The sequence below is a fragment of the Agrobacterium tumefaciens genome (assembly GCF_005221385.1).
In the GTDB taxonomy this organism is placed as follows: Bacteria; Pseudomonadota; Alphaproteobacteria; order Rhizobiales; family Rhizobiaceae; genus Agrobacterium; species Agrobacterium tomkonis.
The window spans coordinates 1,259,379-1,284,807 of the sequence record NZ_CP039904.1; the positions used below are offsets into that span (position 1 = coordinate 1,259,379).

Consider the following 25,429-nt stretch of genomic DNA (forward strand, 5'->3'; position numbering starts at 1 on the left):
CACCCAAAGTTGCGGCCGAGAATAGGTAAATTCGGTAAATCAGTGCTTAACCAGGCGTAAAAACGCTCAGCTATGGGCGAAAATATCCGTTTCTTCCCAGCCGAGAAGGTCGAGCTTGGCGCGGGTCGGCAGAAACGCGAAACAGGCGTCGGCATGATCAAGGCGGCCATCGCGCACAAGGCGGTGAGTCAGCTTGTCGCGCAGCGCATGCAGGTGCAGCACATCGGAGGCGGCATATTCGAGCTGGGCGGGCGATAGCGTCTCTGCGGCCCAGTCTGAGGATTGCTGCGCCTTGGAAATATCGACTTCCAGCATTTCCTTCAGATTGTCCTTCAGGCCGTGCCGGTCTGTATAGGTGCGGGTGAGGCGGGAGGCGATCTTGGTGCAGAAAACCGGTGTCGTCGTCACGCCAAAGGTGTGGAACAGGACGGCAATATCGAAACGGCCGTAATGGAAGATCTTCTGGTGGGCGGGATCTTCGAGCATGCGCACGAGGTTGGGGGCCTGTTTCTGTCCGGCGGCGATGCGGATGACATCCGCGGTGCCGTCGCCCGGCGAAAGCTGAACGACGCAGAGACGGTCGCGGCGCGGCACCAGCCCGAGTGTTTCCGTATCGATTGCGATGGCCCCGGTATAACGCGCAGTATCTTCGGCGGAAATATCGCCTTCGTGATAGCGAATGGTTGCGGCCATGTCTTGCTCCAGAAATTGCAGTCGGTTGCTCCGGCTATAACGGAAAGAATGGCCCGACGATACCGTTTTATGGGTCGGTTCGGTGCGGCTTCGCGCTTGCCTTTGCGAAAGTCCCCGGGTTAGGTTCGGGAAATCCTTTTCTTACAAAATGCATGAATTCCCGATGACAAAGAAAATCTATCTCGCCGGACCGGAAGTCTTCCTCCCGAACGCGCGTGAAATGCTCGATCTCAAGGCCTCGCTGGCGCGGGATGCCGGTTTTACGCCGCTTTCACCGGGTGATCTGCAGATTCCACCGGCGGATACCCGGATCGGCCATGGCTGCAACATCAATGCCGTCGACGAGCGGATGATGCTGGAAGCGGATGCGGTGATTGCCAATCTCACACCGTTTCGCGGTGTCGCCGCCGATACGGGAACGAGCTTTGAGCTGGGTTTCATGTGCGCGCTGGGCAAGCCGGTTTTCGCCTATACCAATGTCGCGGCCAATCATTTCACCCGCATCAAGGCGCATTACGGCGGTGTTGCCACCATCGATGAAACGGGCCGGTATCGCGGGCCGGACGGGCTGTCGATCGAGAATTTCGACATGGTCGACAATCTCATGCTGCATGGTGGAATTCTGCGGCGTGGCGGTGTCATCATCGTCGGCAATGCACCTGAAGAGGCGCTCTATACGGACCTCGACGCCTATAAACGCTGCCTCGCGGCGGCGGCGGAGAAATTACTGGGACAGGCTGATCCTGACAGAACGAAATTAGCGGAGACATCATCATGAGCGGTACCATTCTTATCACCGGCGCCACATCCGGTTTCGGCCAGGCTACGGCGCGGCGTTTCATCGCGGAAGGCTGGAAGGTTATCGGCACAGGCCGGCGGGCGGAACGGCTGGAGGCGATGGCGGCTGAACTCGGCTCGGCCTTCCATGGTGCCGCTTTCGACATTACCGATGAGGATGCGACGGCAAAGGCGTTAGCCGCTTTGCCGGAGGGTTTCCGGGACATCGATATTCTCGTCAACAATGCCGGCCTTGCGCTTGGCACCGCGCCGGCGCCGCAGGTACCGCTGAAAGACTGGCAGACCATGGTGAACACCAATATCACTGGTCTGTTGAACGTCACCCACCTTGTCTTGCCCACGCTGATCGAGCGCAAGGGCATTGTCGTCAACCTCTCCTCGGTTGCCGCGCACTGGCCCTATGCCGGCGGCAACGTCTATGCCGGCACGAAAGCTTTCCTGCGGCAATTCTCGCTTGGCCTTCGTTCGGACCTGCACGGCAAGGGGGTGCGCGTCACGTCCATCGAACCCGGCATGTGCGAAACCGAATTCACGCTGGTGCGCACGGGCGGCAACCAGGATGCGTCGGACAATCTTTATAAGGGCGTCAATCCGATCACGGCCGACGATATCGCCAATACGATCTATTGGGTCGCCTCGCAGCCCAAACACATCAATATCAACAGTCTCGAACTCATGCCGGTCAACCAGTCCTTTGCCGGTTTTCAGGTCCATCGCGAAAGTTGATTTCGACGGCTTCCAGGGAGTGCTGAAAAACCGGGCAGGTATTTCTAAGCTATGCAAAAATGCAATGCTGCATTGCGAGACTTGCTCTGTTAAAAATCGCAGATGTCGCTATATTTCAATCATCGAAGCGACGCACTCCTCCTCCCAGCGTCGCTCGATGTGGATCGGTGGCACTCCTCCTCCCAGTCGCCGATCAAGTTTGAAGCCTGCCGCACCTCCTCCCGCGGCAGGCTTTTTCCTTTTTAGGGCTATTTTTCCGGAGCGGTTTGTCGGCGAGTTCTGCCTGACGCCCTGGCCGCTGGCGGTCTGCCCGCGTTTCCCCTTGGATTTCCGGGGGGATTTCAGATTTCTGCGTCAAGGCGACGAGCGCAGGAATCGGACACGTGTCGATCACGTTTTCGTTATGTCTAGATGAATATGCACAGTTTTGTGGCGGTACCCCGTGCTGGCCCATTGCTTAGCCCTCGGCCTGTGTTTAAGCATGGGCAAAAGAACGCTTGGGAGGTGGCCGACACGCTTGTGTCTGTGCGCCCGAAAGCGGCGGGGAGAGAATGGCAGACTTTCAAGAGGCGCTGAAGCGGTTTCAGCCGATCGCGGTTTCATCGATCGCTGAAGACGAGCTCAGGTTGCGGCTACGCGGCCTTCAAGCGCGGATGATCCAGGACAATATCAAGGCGGTCTGGCTCGATGCATCATCGTCGCTGACCTATTATACCGGTCTGTCACTTGGCCTTTCGGAGCGAATTCATGGCGCTCTGGTGCCAGCTGAGGGCGCACCGATCTATATCAGCCCGACATTCGAAGAGCCGAAACTTCAGACCCTCATTCGCATCAAGGGCGAAGTCGCTGTTTGGGAAGAGGATGAAAATCCCTTCGACCTGATGGCAGGACGCGTCGCGGCACTTTCCTGTCCCGGCCATCTTGTCGCCATCGACCCCGCTACACCGTTTGTTTTCGCATCCGCCCTGATGCAGCGTCTGGAAGGACGGATCATGTCCGCCCAGCCGATGATCGTCGCGCAGCGACAGGTCAAGTCCGCGGCCGAGATCGCCATCATCCAGACTGCGATGGATGCGAGTTACGGGGTGCAGAAGGCCGTATTCGAAGGGCTTCGTCCCGGCATTTCCACCACCGAAGTGGCTGATTTCGTTAACGCCGCGCATATTGCCCTTGGCATGAAACCGCTTTTTGTGGCGGTACAGTTTGGCGAGGCGACGGCCTATCCGCATGGCGTTCCCTATGCGCAGACGCTTGACGACGGCGATATGGTGCTGGTCGATCTGGGCGCCATTCTTCATGGTTATCGGTCCGACATCACCCGCACCTATGTCTTCGGAAACCCGACCGAGCGGCAGCGTTTCCTCTGGAACGCCGAACGCGATGCCCAAGCTGCGGCCTTCGCTGCGGCCCACGTCGGTGCTGCGTGTTCCGATGTCGACAAGGCCGCGCGCGACAGCCTGAAGGCGGCCGGTTTCGGCCCGGATTATCAGCTTCCGGGTCTGCCGCATCGCACCGGCCACGGGCTTGGGCTGGATATTCACGAAGAACCCTATATCGTTGCAGGAAATGCGACGGCTCTTGAGCCGGGAATGTGCTTTTCCATCGAGCCCATGCTGTGCGTTTATGGGGAATGCGGCGTCCGTCTTGAGGACATTGTTTATATGACGGAGGCGGGACCGCGCTGGTTCTGCCCGCCGGAAAAGAACCTCGACCGGCTGTTTCAGCCGGTCGCCGGGTAATTGGTCGGGAGGCAAAGGACCGAACGGCGACACGGGTTTCGTGCCGCTGCCGACCAGGAGAGGTAGGCCCCCGAACGGGGCCGCAGGAACTCAGAAAAAGAGGGAAAGGACCACCAGATGAAAACGCTGACCCGCAGTTTGCTTATCGCCTCTGCGATTGCGATCACTTCCGCCGTGCCTGCCATGGCGAAGACCTTCGTTTATTGCTCCGAGGCATCGCCGGAAGGCTTTGATCCGTCGCCTTACACCGCTGGCGGCACCTTCGATGCCTCCGCGCACCCGGTCTACAACCGTCTGGCCGAGTTCAAGAAGGGCACGACCGAAGTCGAGCCGGGCCTTGCGGAAAAATGGGATGTTTCGAGCGATGGCCTCGAATACACGTTCCACCTGCGCAAGGGCGTAAAGTGGCACTCCAACGAGAAGTTCACGCCGAGCCGCGATTTCAACGCCGATGACGTGATCTTCAGCTACAACCGCCAGGGTGATGCGAAGAACCCGTGGAACCAGTATATCGCAGGCATCACCTACGAATATTACAACTCCATGGAAATGCCGTCGCTGATCAAGGAAATCGTCAAGGTTGACGATTACACCGTCAAGTTCGTGCTGACGCGCCCGGAAGCTCCGTTCCTCGCCAACATCGCCATGCCTTTCGCTTCGATCGTGTCGAAGGAATATGCCGATACGCTTGATAAGGCCGGCACCAAGGAAGACTTCAACAACCTGCCGATCGGCACCGGTCCGTTCAAGTTCGTCGCCTATCAGAAGGACGCGGTCATCCGCTACCAGAAGAATGCCGACTACTGGGGTGACGCGCCGAAGATCGACGATCTGATCTTCGCGATCACGCCTGATGCCGCCGTGCGTCTGCAGAAGCTGAAGGCCGGCGAATGCCACCTGATGCCTTACCCGGCCCCGGCCGATCTTGCCACCATCCGCGCCGACAAGAACCTCAAGCTCGATGAGCAGCCGGGTCTGAACGTCGCTTATTTCGCCTACAACACCACCGTTGCGCCTTTCGACAAGCCGGAAGTCCGCAAGGCGCTGAACATGGCGATGAACAAGCAGGCGATCATCGACGCCGTGTTCCAGGGCGCCGGCCAGGTTGCCAAGAACCCGATCCCGCCGACAATGTGGTCCTATAACGACAGCATCAAGGATGATGCCTACGATCCGGAAGCGGCCAAGAAGGCTCTCGAAGCCGCTGGTGTCAAGGACCTGTCGATGAAGATCTGGGCGATGCCGGTTCAGCGTCCCTACATGCCGAACGCACGCCGCACGGCCGAGCTGATCCAGTCGGATTTTGCGAAGGTTGGCGTCAAGGCCGAGATCGTCTCCTTCGAGTGGGGCGAATATCTCAAGAAGTCGACCGAAGTGAACCGCGACGGTGCCGTCATCCTCGGCTGGACCGGCGATAACGGTGACCCGGATAACTTCATGGGCGTTCTGCTCTCCTGCGCCGCAACCGGCGAAGGTGGTGCAAACCGCGCGCAGTGGTGCAACAAGGAGTTCTCCGAGCTGCTTTCCAAGGCAAAGCAGACCACTGATGTTGCCGAGCGCACCAAGCTTTATGAGCAGGCGCAGGTGATCTTCAAGGAACAGGCTCCGTGGGCGACGCTTGCGCACTCCACGCAGTTCGTTCCGATGTCCGCTAAGGTTTCCGGCTTCACCATGAGCCCGCTTGGCGATTTCACCTTCGAATCCGTCGATATCGCGGAGTAATCCCAAACAACAAGACGCGCGGAAGAACCCTGTTCTTCCGCGCGTCTTTTCAGGAAAAAACCATGATCCGGTTCATTCTCGGCAAACTTCTCTATCTCGTTCCGACCTTCCTCGGGATCACCATCGTCGCCTTCGCCTTCGTGCGCGTTCTGCCGGGCGATCCCGTGCTGCTGATGGCCGGCGAACGCGGCATATCGCCCGAACGGCATGCGCAGCTTGCCGAACAGCTCGGCTTCGCGCAGCCCATCTGGCAGCAATATCTTCATTTCCTCGGACGGCTGCTTCAGGGCGATCTCGGCAATTCGCTGGTCACCAAGAAACCTGTTCTGACCGAGTTCCTGTCGCTCTTCCCCGCGACGGTCGAGCTTGGCCTCGTTGCCATCATCATCGCCACCGTCATCGGCGTGCCGGTCGGCGTCATCGCCGCCATTCGCCGTGGCTCGTGGTTCGACCAGATTTCCATGACGACCGCGCTCGTCGGCTTCTCCATGCCGATCTTCTGGTGGGGTCTGCTGCTGATCATCATGTTCTCGGGCATCCTGCAATGGACACCGGTGTCGGGCCGCATCTCGCTGATGTATTTCTTCCCCTCCGTCACCGGTTTCATGCTGATTGACAGCCTGATTTCCGGGCAGAAGGGCGCCTTCGCCTCGGCCTTGTCGCATCTCATCCTGCCTTCGGTGGTGCTTGCCACCATTCCGCTGGCGGTCATTGCGCGCCAGACGCGCTCGGCCATGCTGGAAGTGTTGGGTGAGGATTATGTCCGCACGGCCCGTGCAAAAGGTATGTCGGCCTCCCGCGTCGTCGGCGTGCATGCGCTGCGCAACGCCATGATCCCGGTCATCACCACCATCGGCCTGCAGATTGGCGTGCTGATGGCGGGTGCCATCCTGACCGAAACAATCTTTTCCTGGCCGGGCATCGGCAAGTGGATGATCGATTCCATCTCGCGCCGCGACTATCCGGTCGTGCAGAGCGGCCTGCTGCTGATTGCGGGCCTGGTAATGGTCGTCAACCTGCTTGTCGATCTGACCTATGGCCTCATCAATCCAAGGATCCGTCACAAATGAGCGATGTGACCACCACGCCCGGCGTCCGCCTTTCGGACGCCGCCATTCGCCGCCGGATGATCGCCGATTTCTGGTTCTATTTCCGTCAGAACCGTGGCGCCGTCATCGGCCTTGCCGTCTTTACTCTGTTGGTGCTGGTGGCGGTTTTCGCGCCGCTGATCGCGCCGCATGATCCGACGCAGCAATATCGTGATGCGCTTCTTGTCCCGCCCGTCTGGCAGGAAGGCGGCCGCGCCGGCTTCTTCTTCGGCACCGATGCGGTCGGTCGCGACATGCTGTCCCGGCTGATCTATGGCGCGCAATATTCGCTGTTCATCGGCGTCGTCGTCGTTTCCATCGCCCTCGTCGGCGGCATCGTCATCGGTCTCGTCGCCGGCTTTTTCGGCGGCTGGGTGGATACCGTCATCATGCGCGTCATGGATGTCATCCTGGCGTTTCCGTCGCTGCTGCTGGCGCTGGTGCTGGTCGCCATTCTTGGGCCGGGCCTTACCAACGCCATGATCGCCATCGCCATCGTCTATCAGCCGCATTTCGCGCGTTTGACGCGCGCGGCCGTCATGAGCGAACTCAGACGCGAATATGTCACCGCCGCCCGTGTGGCGGGTGCCGGCAATTTCCGGCTGATGTTCAAGACAATCCTGCCGAATTGCCTTGCGCCGCTGATCGTGCAGGCGACGCTGTCCTTCTCGTCTGCGGTCCTCGATGCGGCCGCCCTCGGCTTCCTCGGTATGGGCGCCCAGCCGCCCGCTTCCGAATGGGGCACGATGCTGGCCGAAGCGCGCGAGTTCATTCTGCGCGCCTGGTGGGTCGTGACGCTTCCCGGCCTGACGATCCTGATCTCGGTGCTTGCCATCAACCTGATGGGCGACGGTCTGCGCGATGCGCTCGATCCCAAACTGAAGCGGAGCTGAGCGATGAGCCTGCTGAAAATCAAGAACCTCACCGTCAAATTTGCCACCGCCACCGGCGCCTTTACCGCCGTCAACGGCATCGACGTATCTGTCGACAAGCATGAAGTCTTGGCCATCGTCGGTGAATCCGGTTCCGGCAAGTCGGTATCGATGCTCGCGGTCATGGGGCTTCTGCCCGATACCGCGACGATTACCGCGGATGAAATGACCTTCGACGGCAAGAACCTGCTGACCATGTCGCCGCAGGAGCGCCGCAGGGTGATCGGCCGCGAGATCACCATGATCTTCCAGGAGCCGGTCGCTTCGCTCAACCCGTCCTTTACGGTCGGGTTCCAGATCGAGGAAGTGCTGCGCCTCAATCTCGGCATGGGCCGTTCCGCCGCCCGCGCCCGGGCGCTGGAACTGTTCCGCGCGGTCGGCATTCCCGAGCCGGAAACCAAGCTCAATGCCTATCCGCACCAGATGTCCGGCGGCCAGTGCCAGCGTGTGATGATCGCGATCGCAATCGCCTCCAAACCGCGCCTGCTGATCGCCGACGAGCCGACGACTGCGCTTGACGTGACGATCCAGAAGCAGATTCTCGATCTGCTGATGAACCTGCAGGAAGAATACGGCATGGCGCTGATCCTCATCACCCATGACATGGGCGTGGTGGCGGAAACCGCGGACCGCGTCGTGGTGCAATATAAGGGCCGCAAGATGGAGGAGGCGGATGTCTTGAGCCTGTTCGAGGCCCCGCAGCATCCCTATACCAAGGCATTGCTTTCGGCCCTGCCGGAAAATGCCACCGGCGACCGCCTGCCCACGGTTTCCGATTTCTTCGGCAAGGAGGGCGTTCAATGAGCATTGTTGTCGAAGGCAAGGGCATTACCCGCGATTATCACGTTCCGGGCGGCCTGTTCGGCGCGGCCAAGACGGTTCAGGCCCTTAAGGGAGTCGATTTTGCCGTCGAGCGTGGCAAGACGCTCGCCATCGTCGGTGAATCCGGTTCGGGCAAGTCGACACTTGCGCGTATCATCGCGTTGATCGATCCGGCATCCGGCGGCGAACTCAAGATCGAAGGCAAGCCGGTCGATATCGCCAGGCGCCGCCCCGATACGGAAATGCGCTCCAAGGTGCAGATGGTGTTCCAGAACCCCTATGGCAGCCTCAATCCGCGCCAGAAGGTGGGTGACGTGCTGATGGAACCGCTCATCATCAACACGAAAATACCGGCTTCCGAGCGTCGCGAGCGGGCCGAAGCCATGCTGGTGAAGGTCGGTCTCGGTCCTGAGCATTTCAACCGTTATCCGCACATGTTCTCCGGCGGCCAGCGCCAGCGCATTGCCATCGCCCGCGCGCTTATGCTCAACCCGGCACTGCTGGTGCTGGATGAGCCGGTCTCGGCGCTCGATCTTTCGGTACAGGCGCAGGTGCTGAACCTGCTTGCGGATTTGCAGGAAGAGTTTCAGCTGACCTATGTCTTCGTCAGCCACGATCTTTCCGTGGTGCGTTATATCGCCGACGATGTGATGGTCATCTCCAAGGGCGTGGCGGTGGAGCAGGGGACGCGCGAGGAACTCTTCGCCGATCCGAAGCATCCCTATACGCGCCAGCTCTTCGCCGCGACACCGATCACGGATGTCGATGCCATCCGCGCCCGCGTGGAACGCCGCAAGGCGGCGCGGCAGGCCGCAACGGCCTGAGCGTAGAAGCATCAAGTTAGAAAACAGGCCGGGTTTCCGGCCTGTTGCTTTTTCAGGACTTTAAAAACATGCCGATAGCGGCAAGTGCGCCTTGCTCGCGGATGTCACGATAGGCGGCTTTCAGGGAGGACACGAAATTTTCGTTGCCCGGCAGGTCGTCGCCGAATGTGCGCGTGAAGGTGAGGAAGCGGTCAACGACAGCATCCGGTGCCATTGCCAGCTGGTCCGGCGCATCCCACTCCTTGAAAGCGGGGTCGAGAATGGTGATCGGCTGATCCTTTTCATCCCTGTCTGCGCAGGATCTGATCCACAAAGCGACGGCAAAAATAACGGCCCGACTGTCGGCCTGTTCTTCCAGCAATTCGCGCAATGGACCAAGAATACGCAGTGGCACTTTCTGCGAGGCGTCGGAGGCGATCTGCATGGTCTTGTGCTGCAGAGAGGGGTTGGCGAAACGCTCCCTGAGGCCGGCTGCGAATTCTGCTCCATCGACCGCAGGGTCCAACGTCCGGCCGACTTCGCGCCAATAGGCGTCGATGAAATCGCGCACGGTTTTTTCACCCCATGCATCGGCAACCGTTTTAAGGCCCGCGATCTGGCCTATGGCGGCGATGGCGCTGTGGGAGCCGTTCAGCATTCTGAGTTTCATATGTTCGTAGGGCTCGACGTCGCTGACGAACTCCACACCCGATCTTTCGAGCGCCGGCCTTCCATGCGGAAAACGGTCTTCGATGACGAAGCGGAAATAGGGCTCTGCCACCACCGGCCAAGCGTCGCGCACCCCAAGTGCCGTTGATATCGCATCCCGGTCCGCCTCGGTGGTGGCGGGAACGATCCGGTCCACCATGGAGCAGGGGCAGGCGATATTGGTTTCGATGAACGGGGCCAGTTCAGGGTCGGCAAGTGCGACGAATTCCAGCAGCAGCTTTTGCAACACATGTCCGTTGGCGGGCAGGTTATCGCAGGAAAGAAGCGTCAGCGGCAGCGAGCCTTCTTTGCGCCTGCGTTGCGTAGCAGCGAGAATGAAACCGAAGATGGAGCGTGGCCGGTCCGGGTTTTCAAGGTCGTGGAGAATATCGGGATGGTCACGCAGCAGGCTGCGGGAAGCGAGATTGGTGAGATAACCCTTTTCCGTCACGGTCAGGGTGACGATGAGCACGCGCGGATCGGATAGCCGCTCCACCAGCCTTTCGGGGTCTTCCGGCGCCACGATGGTCTCCATGATGGAGCCGATGATGCGCAGGTGCTCGCTTTGGCCGTCGCGTAAGCAGAATGTGTAGAGATTGTCCTGCGGTTCTATGGCATCGCGCGTGTCCGGGCTGCGCAGCGACGCGGCTATGATGCCCCATTGTGTTTCACCGCGATTGAGGCAGTCATCAATGAAAACCGCCTGATGCGCCCGGTGAAACGCCCCGACCCCGAGATGCACGATGCCGGGTGTGACCGTTTGGCGATCATAGGTGGGCGTTGCCACGGATTGCGGCAGGCGGGGAAGGGTGGCGGCGGAAAGCCTGTCTGTCATCAATGCGAAATCCCCACGCGGAAGGGGGTAGTCGCGGTTCGTGCCGCTGGAATTTCGGCATCCGGATTTTCGCGCATGTCAGTTCCTCCCGTTGTTTTCTGAATAGATCAGGGTCTTCTAAATGGATCAGGCCCCACCCTCTTTAAGCAGCCGGATCTGACGCAGCGTGTTCTGGCGGCTGCGTTCGAGATGCCGCCACAGGGCATCGACGATCTGGGCCTTGCTGCCGGCGGCGATGGCGTCGGCGATATTCTGGTGCTCCTCGACCGAACGGGCGTAATCACCGAGGATCGAGACGAAAACCGTGTGGGTCTGGTCGAGAATGCGCTCGTGCGAGCCGGAAATGACGGGAATGCGCGCGGCCGACACAAGGGTCGTATGGAAGCTGCGATCGTAAAAAAGCGCTTTCGACAATTCATCCAGTGTCGAGCCTTTGGCGAATTCGCGATGTTTCGCAAGGCTTTCAAGAAGCTGCGCATGCAGCGCGCCATCCAGCTGCCCGGCGTCGAAAGCCACTTCGACGGCGCCTTTTTCAAGCAGCATTCTGGCGGCGTAGAGCTCTTCCACATCCTCCACCGTGAAATCGCGCACCACCATGCCGCGCCTTGAAGAGTTGACCACCAGCCCGTCGGCCTCGAGTTTCACACAGGCTTCCTTGACCGGCGTGGGGCTGATGCCGAGATCGGCGGCAAGCTCGTTTGGCAGCAGGCGCTCGCCGCCGCGCAATTTGCCGCTGACGATGCGCGCGCGAAGTTCCCGGTGCGCCTGTTCGGCGAGCGTGACTTTGACGAGTGTGTTCATGGCCACATCATTGCGCAGCTTTGGAGGACAGGCAATAATCAAATATTAAAAATAAAAAATTTTTTATTTTACAATGACGGCTTTTCCGTTAGCTCTATTCGTTATCGGAAGCCGGCTGCTGGAGGAGGGTAGCGCGGCAATCCCCGACGGTCTCATCTCTTGCGGTTACTGATCGCGGGGCGATGCCTCACTGGGGAGTCCGCATGTTCCTCCCCAGAAGCGTTCAAGCATCGAGGAATGACTGATCATGAAAATTACCGCTGTCGAACCTTTCATCCTGCATCTGCCGCTCACATCGGATTCTATCTCCGATTCCACCCACAGCATCACCCATTGGGGCGTCGTTGGCGCAAAAATCACGACGAGTGACGGTATTGAGGGTTATGGTTTTACCGGCACCCACGCGCATCTGCCATCCGACAGGCTGATTACGTCCTGCATCAGCGATTGTTATGCTCCCCTGTTGCTGGGTGAGGACGCATCGGAACATTCGAGACTCTGGACGAAACTTGCCCGTTACCCCTCGCTGCAATGGGTCGGGCGGGCGGGCATCACCCATCTGGCGCTTGCCGCCATCGACGTGGCGTTGTGGGATATCAAGGCGAAAAAGGCGGGTGTGCCGCTCTGGCAATATCTCGGCGGCGCCCGCACGGAAGGCGTGGAGGCTTACAACACCGATATCGGCTGGCTTTCCTTTACGCCGGAAAACCTGCTGGCCGGCAGTGCAAAGGCCGTGGAGGAGGATGGGTTCACTCGCCTGAAACTCAAGGTCGGTCATGATGATCCGAATATCGACATTGCGCGGCTTGCCGCCGTCCGCAAGCGCGTCGGCTCCTCGATCCGCATCGCCATTGACGGTAATGGCAAGTGGGATCTGCCGACATGCCAGCGGTTTTGCGCGTCGGCGAGAGATCTGGATATCTACTGGTTCGAGGAACCGCTCTGGTATGACGATGTCACCAGCCACGCCCGGCTGGCGCGCAGCACATCCATTCCGGTTGCACTCGGCGAACAGCTTTATACGGTGGATGCGTTCCGTTCATTCATCGATGCCGGCGCGGTCGCTTATGTCCAGCCGGATGTGACGCGGCTTGGCGGGATCACCGAATATATTCAAGTCGCCGATCTGGCGCTCGCCCACCGACTGCCCGTGGTGCCGCATGCCGGTGAGATGAGCCAGGTGCATGTGCATCTGAGCTACTGGCATCCGGCTTCGACCATTCTTGAATATATTCCGTGGATCAAGGATCATTTCGAAGAGCCGATCCATGTGCGGGATGGCGTTTACAAACGTCCGGAGCAGCCCGGCGCCAGCACGACGCCGCTGGCGGAAAGCTTCGCCCGTTATGGCAAGGCGGTGAAGTAAAAAAGGCGGCGCAGAGAATGCGCCGCCTTGTTCATTTTTAGGGAAAAGCCGTTAGCGCCAGCCGAGAGCCGGCGCTACCTGCTTCAGGATCGTCTCGATCACATGGGCGTTGTAATCGACGCCCAGCTGGTTCGGCACGGTCAGGAGCAGCGTGTCGGCCTCGGCGATGGCTTCATCGGCTTTCAGCTGTTCGATCAGCGCTTCAGGCTCGGCGGCATAGCTGCGCCCGAAGATCGCACGCGTCTTGTCGTCGATATAACCGATCTTGTCGTCGCCTTCATTGCCGTAACCGAAATAGGACCGATCGCGATCGTTGACGAGCGCGAAGATGCTGCGGCTGACCGAAACGCGCGGTTCGCGGGCATGGCCAGCTTCCTTCCAGGCTTCCCGGAAGGTGCGGATCTGCTGCGCCTGCTGGACGTGGAAAGGCTCGCCCGTCTCATCCGTCTTCAGGGTGGAGCTTTGCAGGTTCATGCCAAGCTTTGCCGCCCACACCGCCGTCGCATTGGAACTCGAACCCCACCAGATGCGCTCACGCAGCCCTTCGGAATGCGGTTCCAGGCGCAAAAGGCCGGGCGGGTTCGGGAACATCGGTCTCGGGTTCGGCTGCGCGAAACCTTCACCCTTCAGAAGTTCAAGGAACACCTCGGTATGTTGCCGTGCCATATCTTCTTCGGTCTCGCCCTCGGCCGGGCGGAAGCCGAAATAACGCCAGCCATCGATCACCTGTTCCGGCGAACCACGGCTGATGCCGAGTTGCAGGCGTCCACCGGCGATGAGGTCGGCCGAGCCGGCATCCTCCGCCATGTAGAATGGGTTTTCATAGCGCATGTCGATGACGCCGGTGCCGATCTCAATGTTTTTCGTTCTGGCGCCGACGGCGGCCAGAAGCGGAAAAGGCGAGGCAAGCTGGCGGGCGAAATGGTGCACGCGAAAATAGGCGCCGTCGGCGCCCAGTTCTTCGGCGGCCACGGCAAGATCTATCGATTGCAGCAGCGTATCGGCCGCCGAACGGGTCTGCGACTGGGGCGAGGGCGTCCAGTGTCCGAAGGATAAAAATCCGATCTTTTTCATGATGACCTTCCAGATGTCGGAGGATGCCAGCTTTCACAAACCGGCTTCGTTGTTGTCAGTCATATAGGCAACCGCACGCATCCTCCAATCCGCCACCCGTAGACACGGTGTCGCCGAAATGTGAACGATGGTCGTTTCAGGCAATCGTCCTGCGGTCGAGGATGAAGAGATTTTCGTGGGCGCGCGCAGTCGTCAGGATGAAATCCATCAGCGAGCGCACACGCGGCACATTGGCGAAATCTTGATGGCTGGTCAGCCAGTAACCGCGCCGCAGTTCCACTTCGTCGGCAAGAACCATCTGTAAATCCGGAAAACGGGCGGCAATGAAGTTCGGTAATATGCACAGGCCACGGCCGCTCAGCGTGGCGGTCAGTTGGGCGAAAATGCTCGATGATTGAAAGTTGGGGCGCAGGCCGGGCATCACGTCGCGCATATAATCGAGGCCCGGCGAAAAAATCAGGTCCTGTACGTAACCGATGAAAAAGTGGTCGGGCAAATCCTCACGCCGCGTGATTTTCGGCCGCCCCGCGAGATAGGAACGTGAGGCATAGATATGTAGCGTGTAATCGATGATCTGTTCGTTGATGTAGGGGCCGGCTTTCGGCGGATCGAGCGTGACGGCCACATCCGCTTCCTTTCTGGAAAGCGCCATGATTTGCTGGATCGTCACCATCTCCACCATGATGTGGGGATGGGTGGCGGCGAAGTCTTTCAGCCTCTCCACGAAGAAAAAATTGGAAAAACCTTCCGGCGCGCTGAGCCGCACCACGCCGCGCAGCAGGCTGCCGCTTTCGGAAATATCCGACTGCAGCCTTTCCGCTTCCGCCTCTATACGCTCGACCGTATCGACCAGCCGCCGCCCGACCGTCGTCAGTTCGTAACCACGCGGGTTTCGCTCGAACAGCTTGGTTTTTAGGGAGAATTCCAGCCGGTCGATGTGGCGGGAGACAGTGGCGTGGCTGGTGCGCAGGCTGCGGGCGGCAGACGAGAGCTGTCCGGTGCGGGCCACCGCCAGAAAATATTGCAGGTCATCCCAGGTAAAAGGCGTGGCCAATTCCGTCTCCCATTGCGAGTTCTGTTCAAAAATGAACAGTTCCTGTTCGAAATTTGATGATGCCGTGCTCTTGTGTCAACCGAGGAATTCGAGAAATCTAAAATGAGGATGCGTCGCTTTGAGGAGAGTGGCGTGACCGTTTCGATGCAGCACCCGCAACGATCGCCATGCGACTTCGTTCACTGTTGCACAGACAATCTGAGGCTCGCAATCATCTCTGGGAGGAGAAGTCATGCGCAAGAGTATCGTTTTATCCACGGCCATGGCACTGGCCGCCGGCACCGCCGCTTATGCCGCCGAGATTTCGGACGGCAAGGTCAAGATCGGTATCCTGAACGACCAGTCGGGCGTTTACGCCAACTTTGGCGGCAAGTACTCTTACGAGGCCGCGAAAATGGCGGTTGAGGATTTCGGCGGCAAGGTGCTCAATGCGCCGGTTGAGGTGGTGACCGCCGACCACCAGAACAAGGCGGATGTCGCCTCCAATATCGCCCGGCAATGGTATGACACCGAGCAAGTCGATTCGATCATGGAATTGACTTCGTCCTCGGTGGGTCTGGCCGTACAGGCGCTGTCCAAGGACAAGAAGAAAATCACCATCAATACGGGTGCGGCAACCACCGAACTGACCGGCAAGCAGTGCAGCCCCTATGGTTTCCACTGGGCCTATGACACCTATTCGCTGGCGGTCGGCACTGGCGGCGCGCTGGTGAAGCAGGGCGGCGACAGCTGGTTCTTCCTGACCGCCGACTATGCTTTCGGTTATTCGCTGGAAGAAAACACCGCCAATTTCGTCAAGGCCAATGGCGGCAAGGTGCTGGGTTCGGTGCGGCACCCGCTGGCGACGACGGATTATTCCTCGTTCCTGCTGCAGGCGCAGTCATCGGGTGCGAAGGTCATCGGTCTTGCCAATGCCGGTCTCGATACCTCCAACGCCATCAAGCAGGCGGCTGAATTCGGCATCGTTGCCGGTGGCCAGCGGCTCGCCGCTCTTCTTTTCACGCTTGCCGAAGTGCATGGCCTCGGTCTTGAGGCGGCGCAGGGCCTGACGCTGACGGAAGGTTTTTATTGGGACCGCGACGATGAATCGCGCAAATTCGGCGAGCGTTTCAAGGAACGCACCGGCGCCATGCCGAACATGGTACACGCCGGCACCTATTCCGCCGTGCTGCATTACCTGAAGGCCATCGAAAAGGCCGGCACTGATGATGCCGATGCCGTTGCCAAGGCCATGAAGGAAATGCCCGTCAACGACGTCTTCTCGAAGGATGGCCATGTGGCCGCCAATGGCCGCATGATCCACGACATGTATCTCATGGAAGTGAAGAAGCCGGATGAGAGCAAGCAGCCGTGGGATTATTACAAGGTGCTTGCGACGATCCCCGGCAAGGAAGCCTTCATGGACCCCGCAAAAAGCGGTTGCCCGCTGGTAACGCAATAAAAGACTGAAGCAATAAAGGGGAAAGTTTCATGACGATCGCTCCCGCCCTCGCCGGGCAGGCGGAACCCAGCGTCGTGCTTTCGGCGCGCGGTCTCTCCAAGACCTTCGGCGCATTCGCGGCCGTGAAAAACGTCGATCTCGACGTCCACCATGCTCGCGTGCATGCGCTTATCGGTCCGAACGGCGCCGGCAAGACCACGGTCTTCAACCTGTTGACCAAGTTTCTCCAGCCGACGGGCGGGGCGATCACCTTTATGGGAACGGATATAACAAGGACGCCACCGGACAAGGTGGCGCGTCTCGGTCTCGTCAGGTCTTTCCAGATATCGGCGGTGTTTCCGCATCTGACGGTTCTGGAAAACGTGCGGGTGGCGTTGCAGCGGCCGAATGGCCTCGCAACGCAATTCTGGCTGCCGCTCTCGTCGCTCGACAGGTTGAATGCCCGCGCCGAGGAGCTGATCGCAACGGTTGGCCTGACACGGGAAAAACATGCGCTTGCGGCCGATCTTTCTTACGGCCGCAAGCGGGTTCTCGAAATCGCCACCACACTGGCGCTCGATCCGAAGGTTCTGCTGCTGGACGAACCGATGGCCGGCATGGGTGGTGAGGATGTTGCCCATGTCGCCGAGCTTATCCGCGAGGTGGCAAAGACACGTGCGGTGCTGATGGTCGAACATAATCTGAAAGTCGTGGCCGATATCTGCCACCACGTCACTGTGCTCCAGCGCGGTGAAATTCTGGCGGAGGGCGATTATGCCGCCGTTTCCGCCGATCCGCGTGTGCGCACGGCCTATATGGGCACGGAGGAGGCTTGATATGGCGGCAATGCTCGAAGTCTCCAATCTGAAATCATGGTATGGCGAAAGCCAGGCGCTGCATGGCGTCGATCTGACCGTCGGCGAAGGCGAAACCATCACCATTCTCGGCCGCAACGGCGTGGGTAAAACCACGACGCTGCGCACCATCATGGGCATCATCCGCAACCGCAAGGGCGTCATCAAGCTCGGCGGCAAGGATATGATGCCGGTGCCGCTGCATCGCACGGCAAAATACGGCATCGGTTTCGTGCCGGAAGAGCGCGGCATCTTCGCGACGCTGAGTGTCGAGGAAAACCTGAAGCTGCCGCCCGTCGTCGCATCCGGCGGCATGACGCTCGATGAAATCTATGAACTGTTCCCCAATCTCCATGAGCGCCGCATGAGCCCCGGCACGAAGCTTTCCGGCGGCGAGCAGCAGATGCTCGCCATGGCGCGCATCCTGCGTACCGGGGTCAAGGTGCTGCTGCTCGATGAGCCGACGGAGGGACTTGCCCCCGTCATCGTCCAGCGCATCGGCGAGGTGCTGCAAAAGCTGAAGAGCCGCGGCATGACCGTGGTGCTGGTGGAGCAGAATTTCCGTTTCGCAAGCCGTATCGCCGACCGCTTCTACCTGATGGATCACGGCCAGATGGTCAGCAACTTTCCGGTGGCTGAGCTTTCCGGCCGCATGGGCGAACTCAATAAAGTGCTGGGGGTTTAACGATGACGATGATCTTCGGCATTCCAATTCAGGCCCTGCTGGGGCAATTGCTGATCGGCCTTATCAATGGCTCGTTTTATGCCCTGCTGTCGCTCGGCCTTGCCGTCATTTTCGGCCTGCTGCGCGTCATCAATTTTGCGCATGGGGCGCAATACATGCTCGGCGCTTTCGTCGCCTTTCTCGGCCTGCAATATTTCGGCATCAATTTCTGGGTCGCGCTGGTGGTGACACCGCTCGTCGTTGCGCTTTTCGGCGCGATCGTCGAACGGTTCCTGCTGTCGCGGCTTTATGATCTCGATCCGCTTTACGGGCTGCTTTTCACCTTCGGCCTCGCGCTGGTGGTGGAGGGCACGTTCCGCTGGCTTTACGGCGCTGCCGGTCAACCCTATTCGGTGCCGCGTGAGCTGGCGGGCGGCACAAATCTCGGCTTCATGTTCCTGCCGAACTACCGCGCCTTTGTTGTCGTCATTTCGCTGGTCGCCTGCCTTGCCACCTGGGCGCTGATCGAAAAGACGCGGCTCGGCTCCTACCTGCGCGCCGCCACCGAAAACCCGACGCTGGTGCAGGCTTTCGGCATCAACGTGCCGGTGCTGCTGACGCTGACCTACGCGCTGGGTGCCGGCCTTGCCGGTTTCACCGGCGTGCTGGCAGCACCGATCTATCAGGTCTCGCCGCTGATGGGCACCAATCTCATCATCGTCGTCTTTGCCGTGGTCGTCGTCGGCGGCATGGGGTCGATCATGGGGGCCATCGTCACGGGTTATATGCTGGGCATCGCCGAAGGGCTGACCAAGGTGTTCTACCCGGAAGCCTCCAACATCGTCATCTTCGTCATCATGGCCTTTGTGCTGCTCATCCGCCCCGCCGGACTTTTCGGAAAGGACGCCTGATATGTCCAAAGCCACCCATAACCCCACTGCCGGTGCGATGCCGCAGACGGAAGTTTCGACGACTGCGGGAACAATCAAGGCTATTCTCATATTGGCGGGGCTCGCCGCTTTGATCGCCGCGCCTATGTTCGTTTATCCGATCTTTCTGATGAAGCTCCTGTGCTTTGCGCTGTTTGCCTGCGCCTTCAACCTCTTGATCGGTTATACCGGGCTGCTGTCCTTCGGCCATGCGGCGTTTTTTGGCGGCGCCGCCTATTTCACCGCCTATTCGGTGAAGGAATGGGGCGTGACGCCCGAGATCGGCCTTGTCATCGGCATGGCGGGTGCAGCCCTTCTCGGACTTGTCATCGGCTTTTTCGCCATTCGCCGCCAAGGCATCTATTTCGCCATGATCACGCTGGCACTGTCGCAGATGTTTTATTTCTTCTGCCTGCAGGCGCCGTTCACCCATGGCGAGGATGGCCTGCAGGGCGTGCCGCGCGGCCATCTCTTCGGCCTTCTCGATCTCAATGCGCCGCTCAATATCTATTACACGGTGCTGGCCGCCTTTGTTCTTGCACTTCTGGTCATCTGGCGCTTCGTCAATTCGCCCTTCGGCATGATCCTGAAATCGATCCGCGAAAACGAGCAGCGCGCCATTTCGCTGGGCTACAGCGTGCAGCGTTACAAGCTTGGTGCCTTCGTCATGTCGGCGGCGCTTGCCGGCCTTGCGGGCGGCCTGAAAGCGCTGGTCTTCCAGTTCGCGACGCTGACTGACGTGACCTGGCAGATGTCCGGTGAGGTCATTCTGATGACGCTGCTCGGTGGTATCGGCACCATGATTGGCCCGATTTTTGGCGCGGGCCTCGTCGTCACCTTGCAGAACTATCTCGCGACATCGGATTTCCCGGTCACCATCATTACCGGCCTTGTCTTCATGGCCTGCGTTCTAGTGTTCCGGCGCGGTTTGATCGGTGAATTTTACGCGTCGCGGCTTGGGAGAAAACTCGGCTTCCAGCACCGCGGCTAAACATTTTTGAAAACACTTGAACTGCCTCCTCCGCGTCCGGGACGATGCGGCAAGGCTGGCGTATGGAGAAAAATATGGGCGAATATGACTATATCGTCATCGGAGCGGGGAGTGCCGGATGCGTCCTCGCCAACCGCCTTTCGAAAGATCCGAGCAACCGTGTGCTGCTTCTGGAAGCGGGCGGCAACGACAATTACCATTGGATCCATATTCCGGTCGGTTATCTCTATTGCATCAACAACCCGCGCACCGACTGGTGTTTCAAGACGGCGGAAGAGCCGGGCCTTAACGGCCGCTCGCTGATCTATCCGCGCGGCAAGGTTCTGGGCGGCTGCTCCTCAATCAACGGCATGATCTATATGCGCGGCCAGGCGCGCGATTACGATATGTGGCGGCAGCTCGGCTGCGAGGGGTGGGGGTGGAACGACATCCTGCCCTATTTCCTGAAGTCGGAGGATTTTTATCGCGGCAAGAACGAGATGCATTCCACCGGCGGTGAATGGCGGGTGGAAAAGGCCCGCGTACGCTGGGATGTGCTGGACGCCTTCCAGAAGGCGGCGGGTGAGGCGGGTATTCCCGCGACCGATGATTTCAACCGGGGCGACAATGAAGGCGCCGGTTATTTCGATGTGAACCAACGGGCGGGCTGGCGCTGGAACACGGCGAAAGCCTTCCTGAAACCGGCGCTTGGCCGCAAGAACCTGACGGTTCTGACCAAGGCCCACGTCAAGCGTCTGATCATCGAAGAAGGCCGTGTTACCGGCGTCGAGTTTCACCATGACGGCGTCTTGAAAACGATGCGGGCGCGGCGCGAGACGGTGCTTTCCGCCGGCGCGGTCGGCTCGCCGCACATTCTGGAGCTTTCCGGTGTCGGCCGTGGCGATGTGTTGCAGGCCGCCGGTATCGATACGGTGGCGGAGGTTCAGGGTGTGGGCGAGAACCTGCAGGACCATCTGCAGCTGCGCATGGTCTATAAGGTTTCCGGTGTTCTGACGCTGAATGAAAGGGCCTCCACCCTGTTCGGCAAGGCGAGGATCGGCCTCGAATATGCGCTGACGCGCTCCGGGCCGATGTCGATGGCGCCGAGCCAGCTTGGTGTCTTCACCCGTTCCTCGCCGGAAAAGGAAACCGCCGATCTGGAATATCATGTCCAGCCGGTTTCACTCGACAAGTTCGGTGATCCGGTTCACACTTTTCCTGCCATTACCGCAAGTGTCTGCAATCTGCGGCCGGAAAGCCGCGGCTCAGTGCATGTGAAAGGACCGGATTTCGCCATGCAGCCGGAAATCCGCCCGAACTACCTATCGACAGAAGGCGACCGCCAGGTGGCCATCGATTCCATGCGGCTGACGCGCCGCATCGTCGCCCAGCCGGCCTTTGCCCGGTTCAAGCCGCAGGAATACAAGCCGGGTCCCTCCTTCGAAAACGACAATGATCTTGCCAAGGCGGCGGGCGATATCGGCACCACCATCTTCCACCCCGTCGGCACGCTGCGCATGGGGTCGGATATGGAAAGCGTTGTCGATAACAGGCTGAAATTCCGCAGGCTCGCCGGGCTGCGTGTCGCCGACGCATCGGTGATGCCACGCATCACATCCGGAAATACCAATTCCCCGACGATCATGATTGCCGAAAAGGCTGCCGACATGATCCTTGCGGATAATCGCTGAAAGGAGCGCTCCGATGAAGACCGTCGCTTTTATCGGGCTGGGACATATGGGCCTGCCCATGGCCGCCAATCTCGTCAAGGCCGGATATAACGTCAGGGGTTACGATCTTTCCGACGCCTGCCGCGCGGCGGCGAGAGAGGCGGGCATTCCCGTTGCTGCGGATTCCGCCGAAGCCATCGAAGCGGCAGAGGTGATTATCACCATGCTGCCGAAGGGCGAACATGTGGTTTCCGTCTATGGCGATCTGGTCCGGAAAATCTCTGCCGGAACGCTTCTCATCGATTGCTCGACGGTGGATATGGAAAGCGCCCTGAAGGCGCATGAGCTGGCCGCTTCCGCCGGTTGCCCCTCCGTTGACGCCCCCGTTTCCGGCGGCACGGGCGGGGCTGCCGCCGGCACCCTGACCTTCATGTGCGGCGGCGAGGCTGCGGCCTTCTCTGCGGCAAAGCCGGTGCTGGAAGCGATGGGCAAGAAGATCGTGCATTGCGGCAAGGGCGGTAACGGACAGGCGGCCAAGATCTGCAACAACATGATCCTCGGCATTTCCATGATCGCCGTTTCGGAAGCTTTTGTTCTGGGCGAAAAACTCGGCCTTTCGCATCAGGCGCTGTTCGATGTCGCCTCCACCTCTTCCGGGCAATGCTGGTCGCTCACCACCTATTGCCCGGTGCCGGGGCCAGTGCCAACATCGCCCGCCAACAAGGATTATCAGCCCGGATTTGCGGCGGCCCTGATGCTGAAGGATCTGAAGCTTTCGCAGGAGGCGGCGAATGGAGCCGGGGCTTCCACCCCGCTCGGTGCGGCGGCAGCGGCGCTTTATGAAAACTTCGTCGGCGAAGGAAGCGGCGGGCGCGATTTTTCCGCCATCGTCGAAATGCTGCGCGGGAGCGAGGCATGATGGACGCCACGCCGTCGGATATTCTGTGGGTGCCGCCAAGGGAAAGGGTGGAGCGCTCGGCGCTTTTCGCTTTCGCGACGAAAACGGCAAAGCTGCACGGGCAGGCCTCTGATGATTATGCCGGCCTGCTGCGCTGGTCCATCGACGCGCCGGATGAATTTTACGATGCGTTGTGGGATGAACTCGGGATCATCGGCACACGCGGCGACGCGGCGTTCAAACCGGGAGCGACGATCCGGGAGGCTGAGTTTTATCCGGGCGCAAGGCTCAATTACGCCGAAAACCTGCTGCGCGATGCGGATGAGCGGTTAGCCATCATCGCCCATCGCGACGATGGCACACGGCGTGAGATAAGCCGCAGGCAGCTTTATGAGGATGTATCCCGTCTGGTGCAGGCGCTCCTCCATGCGGGCGTGAAGGAAGGCGACCGTGTCGGGGCCATCGTCACCCATGATATCGAGGCGATCGTCAGCTATCTGGCGGTCAGCGCCATCGGTGCTATCTGGTCGTCCTGCTCACCGGATTTCGGCCCGGCAGGCGCTTCTGACCGGCTGTCGCAGATCGATCCGAAAATCCTCATCGCCGTGCCGGAATATGGTTATGCGGGCAAGCGCATCGATGTCGGACCCACCATCCGCGCCGTGGCGGAAAGTGCGGCTCCTGAAAAGATCGTGCTGATCGGCGACGCCGTTCCCGAAAGCCTTGCCGATCTCGGCTGCGTAACGCTCACGGATTTCGTCGCGCCTTATGCGGCGGGCGAGATCGCCTTCAATCGGCTGCCCGTCAAGGCGCCGCTGGCGATCCTTTATTCCTCGGGCACAACAGGCAAGCCTAAATGCATCACCCATTCCGGCGGCGGGCTGCTTCTTCAGCACATGAAGGAGCTGAAGCTGCAATGCGATATTCAGGAAGGCGAGCGCTTTTTCTATTTCACTACCTGCGGCTGGATGATGTGGAACTGGCAGGTGTCCGGCCTGGCGCTTGGCGCAACGCTCGTGACCTATGACGGCAATCCCGGTTATCCCAACCCTGCGCGGCTGATCGATCTCATCGATGCCGAACGGATCGCGACCTTCGGCACTTCGGCCAAGTTCATTGACGCCTGCCTGAAGGCCGGACTGAAACCGCGTGAAAGCCACGATCTTTCATCGCTGCGAACAATCCTTTCCACCGGCTCACCGCTCATCCCGCAATCCTTCGGTTATATCTATCGCGACTGGAAGGCGGATGTGCATCTCGCCTCCATTTCCGGCGGCACGGATATCTGTGCCTGTTTCCTCGGCGGCAATCCGCTGCAGCCGGTGCATCGCGGTGAATTGCAGGGTGCGATGCTCGGCATGGATATCGACACGCTGGATGATGAGGGGCGTTCCGTTCGCGGCGTTGCCGGCGAGCTGGTCTGCCGCAATGCCCATTTGTCCATGCCGGTCAAATTCTGGGGCGATGAGGATGGGTCGCGGTATCAGGCGGCCTATTTCGACCGCTTTGCCGGCATCTGGGCGCATGGCGATTTTGCCGAAATGCGCCCCTCCGGCGGATATGTCATTCATGGGCGCTCGGACACGACGCTCAATCCCGGTGGGGTTCGCATCGGCACGGCTGAAATCTACAGGCAGGTGGAAACCGTGCCTGATGTGGAGGAGGCGATTGCCGTCGGGCAGGATATCGACGGCGACCAGCGGGTCATCCTCTTCCTGCGCATGAAGGGTGGCGTGACCCTGACGGAAGAGCTGGAAAAGACCATCCGCAACCGCATCCGTTCGGGCGCCACGCCACGGCATGTCCCTGCAAGGATCATCGCCGTCAGCGCCATTCCCCGCACCCGTTCCGGCAAGATTTCCGAAATCGCGGTGCGCGATACCATTCATGGCCGGCCGGTGAAAAATGCCGATGCGCTCGCCAATCCTGAGGCACTCGAACTTTTCCGCAACCTGCCGCAGCTGAAGGACTAGGCCGATGGAGGACCAACCGAAAACCGTGCTCGTTACGGGTTCCACCAGTGGCATCGGGCTCGCCATAGCAAAACGTTTTGCCGAGGCGGGGTATCTGGTCGCGGTGCATGGCATAGAGACGACGGAAGAAGCGACGCAGGCCCTGGAGATGGTTGCGCAGGTGGCGCGGCACAGGCCGGTCTATTTCTCAGCCAATCTCGCGCATTATGACGAGAGCGCGCATCTGCCGGAAACCGTTATCGCCGAGTTCGGTCACATCGACGTGCTGGTCAACAATGCCGGCATCCAGAAGGTCGCACCGATCGACGAGTTCGATTTCGCCGACTTCTCCCGCATTGTCGCCATCTCGCTGGACAGTGCCTTTCATACCATCCACGCGGCCCTGCCGGGCATGAAGGAAAGGGGCTGGGGCCGCATCGTCAACATCGCTTCCGCCCATGGTCTGCGCGCCTCACCCTTCAAGGGGCCTTATGTGGCGACCAAACATGCCGTGGTGGGGCTGACGAAAAGCGTGGCGCTGGAAGTGGCCGAACTCGGCATCACCTGCAACGCCATCTGCCCCGGTTATGTCTGGACGCCGCTCGTTGCCGCACAGGTTGCCGATCAGGCGCGTGTGCATGGCATGAGCGAGGAGGATGTGGTGAAAAAGGTGATGCTTGCGCCGCAGCCGACCAGGCAATTTGTGCAACCGGAAGAAGTGGCGGAAATGGCGCTTTATCTTGCGGGCGATATGGCGCGGTCGATCACTGGAACGACTATTTCCATCGACGGCGGCTGGACCGCGAAGTGATTTCTGCCAGCATGTTCTGCGAAGCCGCCTCGCTTCCTTCCGGCATTATTCTGCGATTTTCCATTCCATAGCTTTGTGGGACGCTGAAACGTGAAGATTT

At 59.8% G+C, this 25,429-nt stretch carries 23 protein-coding genes; 18 read left to right on the top strand and 5 right to left on the bottom strand.

The genetic code is table 11. From position 1 onward, the window contains the following. Positions 1 to 66: 66 nt before the first annotated feature. Positions 67 to 693 (bottom strand): ribonuclease D, encoded by a 627-nt coding sequence (locus tag CFBP6623_RS21010; RefSeq protein ID WP_046801718.1) that lies wholly within the window; start codon positions 691 to 693, stop codon positions 67 to 69. A gap of 163 nt (positions 694 to 856) precedes the next feature. Here CFBP6623_RS21010 and CFBP6623_RS21015 point away from each other — a divergent pair, with 163 nt between their 5' ends. The 8 genes from CFBP6623_RS21015 to CFBP6623_RS21055 all read left to right on the top strand — a co-directional run bounded on the left by CFBP6623_RS21015 (position 857) and on the right by CFBP6623_RS21055 (position 9,344). Further along, positions 857 to 1,471: a nucleoside 2-deoxyribosyltransferase gene (locus CFBP6623_RS21015; protein WP_046801739.1), complete on the top strand. Its 615-nt coding sequence runs from the start codon at positions 857 to 859 to the stop codon at positions 1,469 to 1,471. Further along, positions 1,468 to 2,217 (top strand): SDR family oxidoreductase, encoded by a 750-nt coding sequence (locus CFBP6623_RS21020; RefSeq protein ID WP_046801719.1) that lies wholly within the window; start codon positions 1,468 to 1,470, stop codon positions 2,215 to 2,217. Before CFBP6623_RS21015 ends, CFBP6623_RS21020 begins: the two co-directional genes overlap by 4 nt. Positions 2,218 to 2,768: 551 nt before the next feature. Then, complete coding sequence (locus tag CFBP6623_RS21030) at positions 2,769 to 3,956, top strand: M24 family metallopeptidase (protein WP_046801720.1); 1,188 nt, start codon at positions 2,769 to 2,771, stop codon at positions 3,954 to 3,956. 117 nt (positions 3,957 to 4,073) lie between these two features. Further along, positions 4,074 to 5,678: an ABC transporter substrate-binding protein gene (locus CFBP6623_RS21035; RefSeq protein WP_046801721.1), complete on the top strand. Its 1,605-nt coding sequence runs from the start codon at positions 4,074 to 4,076 to the stop codon at positions 5,676 to 5,678. A gap of 62 nt (positions 5,679 to 5,740) precedes the next feature. Beyond that, complete coding sequence (locus tag CFBP6623_RS21040) at positions 5,741 to 6,748, top strand: ABC transporter permease subunit (protein WP_046801722.1); 1,008 nt, start codon at positions 5,741 to 5,743, stop codon at positions 6,746 to 6,748. Beyond that, positions 6,745 to 7,659: an ABC transporter permease subunit gene (locus CFBP6623_RS21045; protein WP_046801723.1), complete on the top strand. Its 915-nt coding sequence runs from the start codon at positions 6,745 to 6,747 to the stop codon at positions 7,657 to 7,659. Before CFBP6623_RS21040 ends, CFBP6623_RS21045 begins: the two co-directional genes overlap by 4 nt. A gap of 3 nt (positions 7,660 to 7,662) precedes the next feature. Then, on the top strand, positions 7,663 to 8,502 hold the full coding sequence (locus CFBP6623_RS21050; RefSeq protein WP_052760265.1) for an ABC transporter ATP-binding protein: 840 nt from the start codon (positions 7,663 to 7,665) through the stop codon (positions 8,500 to 8,502). Further along, a complete protein-coding gene (locus CFBP6623_RS21055; protein WP_046801724.1) occupies positions 8,499 to 9,344 on the top strand; it encodes an ATP-binding cassette domain-containing protein in 846 nt (281 codons plus the stop codon). Before CFBP6623_RS21050 ends, CFBP6623_RS21055 begins: the two co-directional genes overlap by 4 nt. Before the next feature lie 52 nt (positions 9,345 to 9,396). Here CFBP6623_RS21055 and CFBP6623_RS21060 read toward each other — a convergent pair whose 3' ends face one another. Beyond that, a complete protein-coding gene (locus CFBP6623_RS21060; protein WP_046801725.1) occupies positions 9,397 to 10,866 on the bottom strand; it encodes a mannitol dehydrogenase family protein in 1,470 nt (489 codons plus the stop codon). Positions 10,867 to 10,992: 126 nt separating this feature from the next. Beyond that, positions 10,993 to 11,667, bottom strand: coding sequence for a GntR family transcriptional regulator (locus tag CFBP6623_RS21065; protein WP_046801726.1), 675 nt, complete (start codon positions 11,665 to 11,667; stop codon positions 10,993 to 10,995). A 247-nt stretch (positions 11,668 to 11,914) separates the two neighbouring features. Here CFBP6623_RS21065 and CFBP6623_RS21070 point away from each other — a divergent pair, with 247 nt between their 5' ends. Beyond that, positions 11,915 to 13,033, top strand: a complete 1,119-nt coding sequence (locus CFBP6623_RS21070; protein WP_062654444.1) for a mandelate racemase/muconate lactonizing enzyme family protein — start codon at positions 11,915 to 11,917, stop codon at positions 13,031 to 13,033. A 51-nt stretch (positions 13,034 to 13,084) separates the two neighbouring features. Here the strand turns inward: CFBP6623_RS21070 and CFBP6623_RS21075 are convergent, their stop codons facing one another. Further along, on the bottom strand, positions 13,085 to 14,107 hold the full coding sequence (locus CFBP6623_RS21075; RefSeq protein ID WP_046802136.1) for an LLM class flavin-dependent oxidoreductase: 1,023 nt from the start codon (positions 14,105 to 14,107) through the stop codon (positions 13,085 to 13,087). 136 nt (positions 14,108 to 14,243) lie between these two features. Then, on the bottom strand, positions 14,244 to 15,161 hold the full coding sequence (locus tag CFBP6623_RS21080; protein WP_046802135.1) for a LysR family transcriptional regulator: 918 nt from the start codon (positions 15,159 to 15,161) through the stop codon (positions 14,244 to 14,246). 232 nt (positions 15,162 to 15,393) lie between these two features. On the opposite strand from CFBP6623_RS21080, the gene CFBP6623_RS21085 reads away from it, so the two are divergent. The 9 genes from CFBP6623_RS21085 (at position 15,394) to CFBP6623_RS21125 (ending at position 25,329) form a co-directional block, all read left to right on the top strand. After that, positions 15,394 to 16,602: an ABC transporter substrate-binding protein gene (locus CFBP6623_RS21085; RefSeq protein ID WP_046802134.1), complete on the top strand. Its 1,209-nt coding sequence runs from the start codon at positions 15,394 to 15,396 to the stop codon at positions 16,600 to 16,602. A 29-nt stretch (positions 16,603 to 16,631) separates the two neighbouring features. Next, positions 16,632 to 17,417 carry an ABC transporter ATP-binding protein gene (locus tag CFBP6623_RS21090; protein WP_046802133.1) on the top strand — a complete coding sequence of 262 codons (786 nt, stop codon included), beginning with the start codon at positions 16,632 to 16,634 and terminating at the stop codon, positions 17,415 to 17,417. A gap of 1 nt (position 17,418) precedes the next feature. Then, positions 17,419 to 18,120 (top strand): ABC transporter ATP-binding protein, encoded by a 702-nt coding sequence (locus CFBP6623_RS21095; protein WP_046802132.1) that lies wholly within the window; start codon positions 17,419 to 17,421, stop codon positions 18,118 to 18,120. A gap of 2 nt (positions 18,121 to 18,122) precedes the next feature. Next, positions 18,123 to 19,010 (top strand): branched-chain amino acid ABC transporter permease, encoded by an 888-nt coding sequence (locus CFBP6623_RS21100; RefSeq protein ID WP_046802131.1) that lies wholly within the window; start codon positions 18,123 to 18,125, stop codon positions 19,008 to 19,010. A 1-nt stretch (position 19,011) separates the two neighbouring features. Beyond that, positions 19,012 to 20,019, top strand: coding sequence for a branched-chain amino acid ABC transporter permease (locus tag CFBP6623_RS21105; protein WP_046802130.1), 1,008 nt, complete (start codon positions 19,012 to 19,014; stop codon positions 20,017 to 20,019). A gap of 74 nt (positions 20,020 to 20,093) precedes the next feature. Then, positions 20,094 to 21,689 carry a GMC family oxidoreductase gene (locus CFBP6623_RS21110; protein ID WP_046802138.1) on the top strand — a complete coding sequence of 532 codons (1,596 nt, stop codon included), beginning with the start codon at positions 20,094 to 20,096 and terminating at the stop codon, positions 21,687 to 21,689. A gap of 13 nt (positions 21,690 to 21,702) precedes the next feature. Next, positions 21,703 to 22,587, top strand: coding sequence for a 3-hydroxyisobutyrate dehydrogenase (mmsB, locus tag CFBP6623_RS21115; protein ID WP_046802129.1), 885 nt, complete (start codon positions 21,703 to 21,705; stop codon positions 22,585 to 22,587). Further along, the gene (locus tag CFBP6623_RS21120) at positions 22,584 to 24,539 is read left to right on the top strand and encodes an acetoacetate--CoA ligase (protein ID WP_046802128.1); all 1,956 of its coding nucleotides are present in this window, start codon (positions 22,584 to 22,586) and stop codon (positions 24,537 to 24,539) included. The genes mmsB and CFBP6623_RS21120 overlap by 4 nt, the downstream gene beginning before the upstream one ends. Before the next feature lie 4 nt (positions 24,540 to 24,543). Further along, positions 24,544 to 25,329 (top strand): 3-hydroxybutyrate dehydrogenase, encoded by a 786-nt coding sequence (locus tag CFBP6623_RS21125; protein WP_046802127.1) that lies wholly within the window; start codon positions 24,544 to 24,546, stop codon positions 25,327 to 25,329. Positions 25,330 to 25,429: the final 100 nt, after the last annotated feature.